6 protein-coding genes are annotated in these 11,152 nt (G+C 73.9%); all 6 read left to right on the top strand.

Going from position 1 to position 11,152, the window contains the following annotated elements:
* The first annotated feature begins 2 nt into the window (after positions 1 to 2).
* The 6 genes from ACH4VO_RS24770 to ACH4VO_RS24745 are packed head-to-tail and all read left to right on the top strand — an operon-like array spanning position 3 to position 10,998.
* Positions 3 to 3,263 carry an amino acid adenylation domain-containing protein gene (locus ACH4VO_RS24770; protein ID WP_398441383.1) on the top strand — a complete coding sequence of 1,087 codons (3,261 nt, stop codon included), beginning with the start codon at positions 3 to 5 and terminating at the stop codon, positions 3,261 to 3,263.
* A gap of 48 nt (positions 3,264 to 3,311) precedes the next feature.
* On the top strand, positions 3,312 to 4,013 hold the full coding sequence (locus ACH4VO_RS24765; protein ID WP_360991452.1) for an alpha/beta fold hydrolase: 702 nt from the start codon (positions 3,312 to 3,314) through the stop codon (positions 4,011 to 4,013).
* Positions 4,014 to 4,060: 47 nt separating this feature from the next.
* Positions 4,061 to 4,885 carry an SDR family oxidoreductase gene (locus tag ACH4VO_RS24760; protein WP_360991449.1) on the top strand — a complete coding sequence of 275 codons (825 nt, stop codon included), beginning with the start codon at positions 4,061 to 4,063 and terminating at the stop codon, positions 4,883 to 4,885.
* 30 nt (positions 4,886 to 4,915) lie between these two features.
* On the top strand, positions 4,916 to 7,948 hold the full coding sequence (locus ACH4VO_RS24755) for an amino acid adenylation domain-containing protein (protein WP_360991446.1): 3,033 nt from the start codon (positions 4,916 to 4,918) through the stop codon (positions 7,946 to 7,948).
* Between the two features lie 51 nt (positions 7,949 to 7,999).
* Positions 8,000 to 9,796, top strand: a complete 1,797-nt coding sequence (locus ACH4VO_RS24750) for a non-ribosomal peptide synthetase (RefSeq protein ID WP_360991443.1) — start codon at positions 8,000 to 8,002, stop codon at positions 9,794 to 9,796.
* The gene (locus ACH4VO_RS24745; RefSeq protein WP_360991440.1) at positions 9,793 to 10,998 is read left to right on the top strand and encodes an FAD/NAD(P)-binding oxidoreductase; all 1,206 of its coding nucleotides are present in this window, start codon (positions 9,793 to 9,795) and stop codon (positions 10,996 to 10,998) included. Before ACH4VO_RS24750 ends, ACH4VO_RS24745 begins: the two co-directional genes overlap by 4 nt.
* Positions 10,999 to 11,152 lie beyond the last annotated feature (154 nt).

The raw sequence follows: 11,152 nt of genomic DNA, 5'->3' as shown, positions 1-11,152 counted from the left end.
GGTTGGCGCGGTCGTCGCGTTCGAGTTTGTTCATGGTGTTGCAGGCTGGTGTGTCGGGGTTGTTGTCGCGGTTGGGGGGTGGTGCGGATATTCCTTTGGGTACGGCGATTGCTGGTCGTACGGATGCGGCGTTGGACGAGTTGGTGGGGTTCTTCGTCAATACGTTGGTGTTGCGTGCGGATGTGTCGGGGGATCCGGGGTTCGGGGAGTTGGTGGAGCGGGTCCGGGTGACGGATCTGGCGGCGTATGCGCATCAGGATGTGCCGTTCGAGCAGTTGGTGCATGCGTTGCAGCCGTCGCGGTCGTTGGCACGGCATCCGTTGTTCCAGGTGATGATCGTGTTGCAGAACAACGCGGTGGCGTCGTTGGATCTGCCGGGTCTGGTGGCCACTCCTGTGGACGGTGAGGGGGGTGCGGCCAAGTTCGACCTCGGCTTCAACTTCGTCGAGCGCACCGACCTGGACGGCGCCCCGGCCGGCATCGAGGTCACCGTGGACTTCAGCGCGGACCTGTTCGACGAGAGCACGGTCCAGCGCATCGCGGAGCGGCTCGTCCGCCTCCTCACGGCCGGCGCCGCCGAACCCGCGACGCCGCTCAGCCGCATCGACATCCTCGAACAGGGCGAGCGGGACCAGCTGCTGACCGGGTGGAACGACACCGCGCGGGTCCTGGACCTGCCCGCGGCGACGGCCGGCGGTCCGGAGCCGGAGACGATCCCGGGGCTGTTCGCGGCCCAGGTCGCCCGGACCCCGGACGCCCTCGCGGTGGTGGCCGGTGACGTCCGGCTCAGCTACACGGAGCTGGACGAGCGCTCCGCCGCACTGGCCGCACTCCTGGTGGCCCGCGGAATACGCCGCGGTGACACCGTAGCCGTGGCCGTCCCCCGCTCCGCCGACCTGACCGTCGCCCTCCTGGCCGCGATCAGGGCGGGTGCGGCCTACCTGCCGATCGAGCTGGACTATCCGGCCGAGCGGGTCGCCCACATGCTGGCCGACGCGGCTCCGGCCGTCGTGGTCACCACGAGCGGGGCGCGGGGCGCTCTCCCCGAGCAGAGCGCCGGGAAGCTCGTCGTGCTCGACGACCCGGGCACGCGCGCGGAGGCGGCGGCCCTGAGCGGCGCCGCCGAGCTGCCGGGCCCCCTGCCGGACTCCCCGGCGTACGTCATCTACACCTCCGGCTCGACGGGCGTGCCGAAGGGCGTCGTCGTACCGCACCGGGGCATCGTCAACCGCCTGCTGTGGATGCAGGACACCTACCGGATCGGCCCGGACGACCGGGTCCTGCAGAAGACCCCGTCCGGGTTCGACGTATCCGTGTGGGAGTTCTTCTGGCCCCTGGTGACCGGCGCCGTCCAGGTCGTCGCGAAGCCCGGCGGGCACCGCGACCCGGCCTACCTGGCGCGCCTGATCCAGGACGCGGGCGTGACGACCGCGCACTTCGTGCCGTCCATGCTGGAGGTGTTCCTCACCGAACCGCAGGCCGCTCACTGCACCGGCCTGCGCCGGGTGCTGTGCAGCGGCGAGGCACTGCCCACCGGACTGCGCGGGCGTTTCCGCGCGCTGCTGCCGGCCGGTCTGCACAACCTCTACGGGCCGACCGAGGCGTCGGTGGACGTGACCGCCTGGGACTGCGCCGAGGACTCCGCCGCCGCGGTGGTCCCGATCGGCAGGCCCGTCTGGAACACCCGGACGTACGTACTGGACCCCGCGCTCGCGCCGGCTCCGGTGGGCAGCAGCGGCGAGCTGTACCTGGGCGGGGTCCAGCTGGCGCACGGCTACCTCGGCCGTGCGGCGCTGACCTCCGAGCGGTTCGTGGCCGACCCCTACGGTCCGCCCGGATCCCGGCTCTACCGCACCGGCGACCTGGCCAGGATCAACGCGCACGGCGTGCTGGAGTTCCTCGGCCGTACCGACGACCAGGTCAAGATCCGCGGCCAGCGCGTCGAGCTGGGCGAGATCGAGCACGCCCTCGCCCAGCACCCGCTGGTGGGCAGCGCGGTCGTCACCGTCCGCAGCTCGCCCTCCGGGGTCGCGCTCGCCGCGTACGTCACTCCGGCCGGGCCGGAGGAGCTCCCGGACGCGGCCGCCCTGCGCGACCACCTCACCGGCCTGCTGCCCGGCCACATGGTGCCCCTGCACTACACGGCCATCGACGCCGTCCCGGTCACGCCCAACGGAAAGGTCGACAAGAAGGCGCTGCCCGAGCCTGAACTGCTGGAGCAGGAGCCCGGTCGCGCCCCCCGCGACACGACCGAGACGGTGCTCTGCGAGATCTTCGCGGAGCTGCTCGGCCACACCACCGTGAGCATCGACGACAACTTCTTCGAGCTCGGCGGCCACTCGCTGCTCGCCACCCGGCTGATCAGCATGGTCCGTGACCGGCTGGGTGCGGAGATGTCGGTGGTGGCGATCTTCGAGGCCCCCACGGTCGCGGCCCTGGCCGTCCGTCTCACCGAGGCGGACGGGGCAGGACCGCTCAGCCGGCTGCTGCCGCTGCGCTCCAGCGGCACCGGGGCCCCCGTCTTCTGCGTCCACCCGCTCGGCGGGCTCAGCTGGCCCTACGCCGGGCTCGCCGAGCACCTCCCCGCCGACGTCGGGCTCTACGGACTCCAGTCCGCCGGCCTCGGCGACGACGAGCCGCTGCCCGCGACCGTCGAGGAGATGGCCGCCGACTACGTGGCCCGTATCCGCACCGTGCAGGCCGACGGGCCCTACCGCCTGCTCGGCTGGTCGCTCGGCGGCCGGATCGCGCACGCGATGGCCGGACTCCTGGAGTCGGACGGCCAGGAGGTCGAACTGCTCGCCCTGCTGGACGCCTACCCGCGTACGGAACCGGAGCCGGCGGCGTCCTTCGGCGAACAGGACTTCCTCCAGGGGATCCTGGCCGCGATCGGTATGGAGGAGGCCGACCTCGGCGGACCCGTGGAGTTCGGCCGGGTCATGGCCGCGATGCGCGAGTCCGGCAAGGAGCTCGCCGGCCTCACCGAGGATCAGCTGCGGCGCCTGCAGCGGGTCATGGCCAACAGCTTCCGGGTCGAGGCCGCCTCCGTCACCGGCCGCTGCCGGGCGGACGCGGTGATGTTCGCCGCCACCGTCGATCCGGCGGGTGAGCCGGCCGACTGGCTGCGCCACCTCGACGGCGACCTGGAGATCCACGCCGTCGCCGCCGCGCACAACGACCTCATGCGGCCTCAGCCGCTCGCCGGGATCGGAGCGGTCCTGGCCAAGAAACTGGCCCGCCCCGCCCGCGCCGACCGTACGTGACGCCCGAACGGCGCCCGCCCTTCCTGTTCCCGAAAAGAGTGATGTGAGATGGCAAAAGCGTTGGTTCTCTGTGTGCCGTTCGCCGGTGCCGGTGCCTCGGTCTTCCGCCCGTGGACCCCGCTCTGCGAGGGCCGCTTCGACCTGGCGGCCGTACAGCTGCCGGGCCGCGAGCAGCGCTTCGCGGAGGAGCCCTACCAGGACGTGGCGGTCGCCGTCGAAGGACTGATGCCCGAGGTGCTGGAGCGGGTGGCCGGCGCCGGACCGGTCGTCCTCTTCGGCCACAGTCTCGGCGCGGTCCTCGCCTACGAGATCGCGCACCGGCTGGCCGCCACCGACGGGGTCGACCTGGCCGCGCTCGTGGTCAGCGGCTCCCCCGGCCCGTGGACCCGCCGGGAGAACGGCGCGAGCGGCCTGGACGACGACCAGTTCCTCGAAAGGGTGCGGGAGTTCGCCGGCTACCGGCACGAAGCGCTCGAGGACCCGGAGATGCGCGAGCTGCTGCTCCCCTCGCTGCGGGCCGACGTCGAGATGCACGAGAGCTACCTCGCCCTGTCGGACACCCCGCTGCCCGTACCGATCACCTCGGTACGCGGCACCACCGACACACTCGTGAGCCCCGAGCAGGCCCTGGAGTGGAGCAAGGCCACGGACAAGGCGTTCGACCTCGTGGAGGTCGAGGGCGGCCACATGTACCTGGTCGACAACACCGAGGCCCTGATCCGGGTGCTCGCGGACGTCATCCCCGGATGAGTGCGGCGGGCGAGTCCACCGACCGCCCCCAACGTTAAGGAGACTTGGTGCGCCTGCAAGGAAAGACCGTCATCGTGACGGGAGCCGCACGCGGTGTCGGCCGTGCCTGTGCGCTGGCGTTCGGCCGGGAGGGCGCCGATCTGGCGCTGCTCGACGTGTGCGGCGACATCGAGGGCGTGCCCTACCCGCTCGGCACGGCCAGCCAGCTCGCGCACACGGCCGAGCTGTGCCGCCGGGAGGGGGCGGCCGTCCTCACCGCGCAGGCCGACATCCGCGACCGTGCCGCCCTGCGGACGGCCGTCGACCGGACCTGCGAGAGGTTCGGCCGCGTGGACGTCCTCCTCAACAACGCGGGCATCGTCGCGCCGTCGGGGAAGCCGGCCCACGAGGTCGGCGAGGAGGAGTGGCAGGTGATGCTCGACGTCAACCTGTCCGGTGCCTGGCGGATGACCTCGCTCGTCGGCCCCCTGCTGCTCGCCCAGCGGTCCGGCAGCATCGTCAACGTGGCCTCCACCGCCGGCCTCGTCGGCTACCGGAACTTCGCCGGGTACGCCGCGTCCAAGCACGGGCTCATCGGCCTGACGAAGGCGACCGCCCTCGACTACGCGCCCCTGAAGGTGCGGGTCAACGCCCTGTGCCCCGGATCGATCCGGGACGACAGCCGCGCCGAGGGGCGGATGCTCGGGGAGATCGCCAGGGCACTCGATCTCCCGGTCTCCGAGAGCGAGGAGACCTTCGTCCAGTCGCAGCCCATGAACGCGCTGATCGAGCCGGAGGACGTAGCCGGGGCGGCCCTCTGGCTGGCCTCCGACGAGTCCGCGCAGGTGACCGGCTCCGTGCTCACCGTCGACGGTGGCTTCACCGCCCGGTGAAGCACCGCAACCACGTCAAGGGAACCAGTCGTGTCGATCTCTGAACAGGACGCCGTCGCAGCCCTCACCCCGGCCCGGCGTACCGTCGTCCCCTCCCGGGACCGGGCGAGGGAGAGCGGCCGGGAAGCGCCCGGCGCGGTGTGCCACGCGCTGAGCGCACGGATCACCGGGCCGCTGCGCGCGCACGCGCGGGACGAGCTGGCGAACCGGTTCTCCGCGTGCGCGGCGGAGCTGGTGGCCGACGACCCGGTGGCACGCCTCTTCCCCGGAGCCGCGACGCTGTGGCCGCAGGCGGTGCCGTGCCGCTCCGACGCGGCCGACGCCGCGCGGTGGCGTACACGGGAGCTCGACCGGCCGCTGGTCGCCCACCGGGACCCGGTGGTGCGCGGGGTGCTGCTGACCTACACCGACGGCGCCGCCGACCTGGTCGTGGTCGCCCACCGGGCGGCTCTCGGCACCGTCGCCCTGCGCCGGTTCGCCGACGAGGTGCTGGACCGCGCGCCCGCCGCGCCGGACGCCGCCCCCGCGGTCGCCGTCCCCGCCCCGGACACCGCCGCGCAGGCCGCCGGACTCGCCGACCGCGAGTTCGGCGACCGGCCGGACTGGGGGCTGGGCCGGCCGCACGGCCTCGACGTCCAGGAGACCCGTACGCTGCCGCTGCCCGCCGGCCACCCCGCCGGCGACACGGAGAGCTGGGCCGCCGCCCTCGGTCTCGTCCTCGCACGCTACGAAGGACGCGTCCGGCCGCTCGTCCCGGCGCTGGTCACCGACACCGCCGGCCCGCGGGCCGTCGAGGGCGTCGCGCTGATACCCGTCGAGGCCGGCCCGGCGTACACGCTCGGCACGGTGCACAAGGGGGTGCGTACCGCCCTCGCCGCCGGCCCCGCCTGGTACACCGAGGACCTCCGGCGCGCACTCGTCTCCGTCAACGGGGACTTCGAGGCGTTCCCCGCCGTGGGGATCGTCGCCGTCGGCCACGGCCCGGCGGACGCCCCCGGCACGGACGCCTACCTGCCGTTCCAGTGCGCCCCGTTCCCGGTGACCGTCTCCGTGGTCCGCGACAGCGCCGGTGGCCTGCTGCTGCGCTGCGACCACTCCTCGCGGCTGCTGCACTCCGACATCGCGGACCGGCTCCTCGGACACGTGGCGCGGGTCCACAGGGCGCTCTGCGAGTCGCCCGGCACCCCGGTCGCCGAGGTCGCCCTGCTGGACGAGGCCGAGCTGGCCGCCACGGCGGAACTCGGCCGGCCCGCCCCCCTGCCGTGGTTCGAGCCGGAGCGGATCGACGTGGCCGTGGCCGCCATCGCGGCGTCCCGCCCGGACGCCGTCGCCGTGTCCTTCGAGTCCACCCGGCTCAGCTACCGCGAGCTCGACGGCCGCGCCGACCGGCTCGCCCACGCGCTGCGCGGGCTCGGAGTCGGCGACCACGACCGGGTCGGAGTCTGCCTGGACCGGTCAGCCGAACTCGTCGTCACGCTGCTCGCCGTGCTCAAGGCCGGTGCCACCTACGTACCCATGGATCCGGCCTACCCGCAGGAGCGGCTCGCCTACACGACCGCGGACGCGGAACTCGCCGTCGTCGTCACGGACCGCGCCGACTTCCCCGGCGGCGAGGCCGTCCGCGTCATCGGTACGGCGGAGCTGGCCGAACTGACCCCGGGGACGGTCGACGGCCCGCCGGCCTCGGCGACCGGGCCGCACGACCCCGCGTACGTCATCTACACCTCCGGGTCGACCGGCCGCCCCAAGGGCGTCGTCATCCCGCACGTGAACGTGCTGAGCCTGATGGCCGCCACCCTGGAGGACTTCGCACTCGGCTCCGACGACGTCTGGACGCTGTTCCACTCCAGCGCCTTCGACTTCTCCGTCTGGGAGATCTGGGGCTGCCTGCTCACCGGTGGCCGCCTGGTCGTCGTGCCCTACTGGGTGTCGCGTTCCCCGGAGGAGTTCCACCGGCTGCTCGTCCAGGAACGGGTCTCCGTGCTCAGCCAGACCCCCTCCGCCTTCGCCCATCTGATGGACGTGGAACGCGACGGCGCCGGACCCGCCCCCGTGCGGCTGGTGGTCTTCGGCGGGGAAGGGCTCGAACCCCGCATGCTCCTGCCGTGGTTCGACCGGCACCCCGAGTCCGAGTGCCGTGTCGTCAACATGTACGGCATCACCGAGACGACCGTGCACGTGACCGCGCAGACCGTCACCCGGTACGAGGCGCTCACCGGATCGAAGTCCGTCGGGCACGCCCTGCCCGGCTGGTGGGTCCGGGTCGCCGACCCGGAGGGCAGGCCGCTGCCCGTCGGTGTCGCCGGCGAGATCTACGTCGGCGGGGCCGGCGTCGCGGCGCACTACCTCAACAAGCCCGACCTCGACGCACTGCGCTTCCTCACCGACCCCCTCACCGGGGAGCGGATGTACCGCAGCGGCGACAAGGGCAGGCTGCTGCCCGACGGCCGGCTGGAGCACCTCGGCCGGCTGGACAACCAGGTCAAGCTGCGCGGCTTCCGCATCGAGCTCGACGAGATCCGGGCCGTCCTGCTGGACGACCCGCAGGTCGGCGCCGCCGCCGTCGTCCTCAACCGCACCGACCCGGACGACCCGGCGACCGCCCAGCTCGACGCCTATGTGGTGACGGCGGGTGACGGCGACACCGCCGGGGTACGGCAGCGGGCCGCCCGGTACCTCCCCGCTTACATGGTCCCCTCGACCGTCACCGCGCTCGACAGGATGCCGCTCACACCGAACGGCAAGCTCGACGCGCGCAAGCTCCCCCGGCCCGCTCCCGTCCCGGCGGCGGCGCCCGCTCCGGTGCCGGCCGCCGCCACTGCGGAGGAAGGCCCGGAGCCGGCCGCCCCGCACGACGAGTTCACCTCGACCCTGCTGGAGGTGTGGCAGGAGGTGCTCGGCGTCGCGGTCGGACCCGACGACAACTTCTTCGACCTGGGCGGCAACTCGCTGCTGGCCATGCGCGTCGGCGCGGCGTTGCGCCGGCGCGGGGCCGCCGCGGTCCCCATGCGGGACCTGTACATGTCCCCGACGATCCGTCAGCTGGCCGCCGGGCGCGCGTGAAGCGCGCACCCGCGAGCACGAAGCGTCCCGTTCCGAAAGATGGAAGACACGATGGCTGAATCGCTCCTGCCCGACCTCTTTCAGCAGCAGGCGGCGCGCACGCCGCACGCCCCCGCCGTCCGCTCCGGCGGGCAGGAGCTGACCTACGCGGAGCTCAACACCCGTGCGAACCGGCTGGCACACCACCTGATCGCCTGCGGAATCGGCCCCGAGCGCCTCGTCGGCGTACAGCTGCCCAGGTCGGCCGAGCTGGTGGTGGCACTGCTCGGTGTCCTCAAGGCCGGCGCGGCGTACGTCCCGATGGACAGCGACTCCCCCGCGGAGCGGACCGCGTTCATCGTCCGGGACACCGGGCTCGGTCTCGTGCTGGGTGAGCGGGCCGCACCGGCCGGCGCCGACGGCGGCCCGGAGACCCTGACGGTCGCCGGGGTCCTCGCCGCCGCGGAAGCCGCCGGGCTTCCGGCCCACGACCCCACCGGGGCCGACCGGGCGCCACTGCGCCCGGACAACCTGGCGTACGTCATCTACACCTCCGGCTCGACCGGCCGCCCCAAGGGCGTCACCGTGCAGCACGACACCCTGACGCGCTACCTGGACTTCGCCTGCGCGCACTACCCGGGGCTGGCGGACGGGGCGCTGCTGCACTCCCCGGTGGCCTTCGACCTCACGGTCACCGCCCTGTACGGGCCGCTGCTCCTGGGCGGCTGCGTGCGGGTCGCGGCGCTGGACCGCGAACCGGCGGCCGGCCCGCCGGAGGAGAGGCCGGGCTTCGTCAAGGCGACCCCGTCGCACCTGCCGCTGCTGGCCGCGCTGCCGGGCTCGCTGTCGCCCACCCGCGAACTCGTGGTGGGCGGCGAGATGCTGCGCGGAGACGTCGTCGACCAGTGGCGCACCGCGCACCCCGGCGCGGCGGTCGTCAACGAGTACGGTCCCACCGAGGCGACCGTCGGATGCTGTGTGTTCCGCATCGAGCCGGGGGAGGAGGCCGCCGCGGGCGCCGTCCCCATCGGCGTTCCCACGCCGGGCACCGAGCTGTACGTGCTGGACGAGCGGCTCGCGGCGGTCGGCGGCGGAACGGCCGGCGAGCTGTACATCGCGGGCGGCCAGGTCGCCCGCGGTTACCTGCGCCGGCCCGGCCTGACCGCTGAGCGGTTCGTGGCGAACCCCTTCGGCGGCGGCCGGATGTACCGCACGGGCGACATCGCCCGGGTGCGCCCCGACGGGGTGCTGGAGTACCTGGGCCGCACCGACGACCAGGTGAAGATCAGCGGCTACCGCATCGAGCTCGGCGAGGTCAGCTCGGTGCTCGGCTCCCTTCCCGGAGTGCGGCTCGCTGCCGTGGTCGCACGCGAAGACCGGGCCGGCGACCGGTACCTGGCGGGCTACGCCGTACCGGAGGACGGGGCGGCCGTGGATCCCGCCGGCCTGCGCGCGGCCGTCGCCGAGGTGCTCCCCGCCTACATGGTGCCCGCCCGGGTCATGGTGGTCGGCGACCTCCCGCTGACCTCGAACGGCAAGCTCGACCAGGCCGCCCTGCCCGAACCCCCGGCCGACGGCGAGGTGCCGGGCGCCGCACCGGAGAGCCCCGGCGAGATCCGGCTGTGCGCGCTGTTCGCCGAGGTCCTCGACCTGCCGGTGGTCTACCTCGACGACGACTTCTTCGCCCGGGGCGGCAACAGCCTGCGAGCCGTCCGCCTCGCCGGGCGGGCCCGCAAGGAGGGCTGGACCTTCGGACTGCGGGACGTACTGGAACTGCGCACCCCCCGCGCCCTCGCCGGCCAGGCAGCCGGCGCGGCCCCCGGGGACGCCGGTGCCGCGCGCCTCGTCCAGGACGGGGCCGCCCGGTGAGCGCCGGCCGCGTAGTGATCGTCGGCGCCTCCGTCGGCGGCAGCCGGGTCGCGGAGGGCCTGCGGCAGGCGGGCCACACCGGTCCGGTCGTCCTCGTCGACCCGGACCCGGACGCGCCGTACGACCGGCCCCCGCTGTCGAAGCAGATCCTCACCGGCGCGTGGACGCCCGACCGGGCGTCGCTCGGCGACCCGGCACAGTGGGGGGCGGAGCGGCTCGTCGCGGCCGCCACCTCCCTGGACCCGGCGAACCGGGTGCTGCGGCTGGACGACGGCACCGAACTCTCCTACGACAAGCTGGTCCTGGCGTGCGGGGCGGTTCCCCGGACGCTGCCCGGAATGCCGCGCCGCGGGGTCTACCCGCTGCGGACCCTGGCGGACTCGCTGGAGCTGCGGGCCCGCTTCGACGGCATGAGTGGCTCCGGGCACCTGGTGGTCGTCGGCGGCGGCTTCGTCGGCGCCGAGGTGGCCTCCGCCGCCCGCTCACGCGGGTTCGGCGTCACGATGGTCGAGGCCCTGCCCGCCCCGCTGTCCGGACTGCTCGGCGAGGAGGTCGCCGCCGAACTGGCGCGACTGCACACCGACAACGGCGTACGGCTGCTGTGCGGCACCTCGGTCGCCGCGCTGACCGGCGGGCCCGAGGTCACCGGGGTGGAGCTCACCGACGGGACCGTACTGAACGCGGACGCGGTCGTCGTGGGGGTCGGCGTGCGCCCCGCCACGGACTGGCTGGCCGGTTCCGGTATCCCGCTGGACGACGGGGGCGGGATCCTGAGCGACGAGTTCTGCGCCGTCGACGCCGGGCGGACGGTGTACGCGGTCGGGGACGCGGCCCGGTGCCGCGACCCCCTGCTCGGCCGGCACCTGCGGGTCGAGCACTGGACCAACGCGGTGGAGCAGGCGGCCGTCGTCGTCCGCAACCTCCTGGAGCCCGTCCCGGTGGCCTGCCGGCACGAGTTCTTCGTCTGGTCCGACCAGTACGGGGGCAAGATCGCCCTGCTCGGACGCCCGGAGCCCGGTGCGGAGGTGACGGTGGTGCGCGCGGACGGGCCGCGCCGGCGATTCGCCGTGGCCTACCACCGCGGCCCGCGGCTGTACGCCGCGCTGACGGTGAACTGGCCCAAGGCCCTTCTCGCGGCCCGGCGTTCGGCGGGCACGCCGGACGGCGCCCACGACACCGTCGCCGCTTGGAAGTCTTTGTAGTCGCAGCTTGCTGTAAAGGCCCTGTCGTCCGCCGGTGCTCCTCCGGCACGATCGGACCACGTCGAACCGACGTCGAACCGACACGGCAGACGGCTTTCCGCGCAGGAACGCGTACGCCTTCCCCAGGCGGGCGCGCCTTTCCTCCGGAACGCCC

The organism is Streptomyces sp. NPDC020780, from assembly GCF_044334475.1.
In the GTDB taxonomy this organism is placed as follows: domain Bacteria; phylum Actinomycetota; class Actinomycetes; order Streptomycetales; family Streptomycetaceae; genus Streptomyces.
The sequence above is the reverse complement of the archived record's forward strand: the minus strand, read 5'-3'. Positions and strand labels throughout refer to the sequence as shown.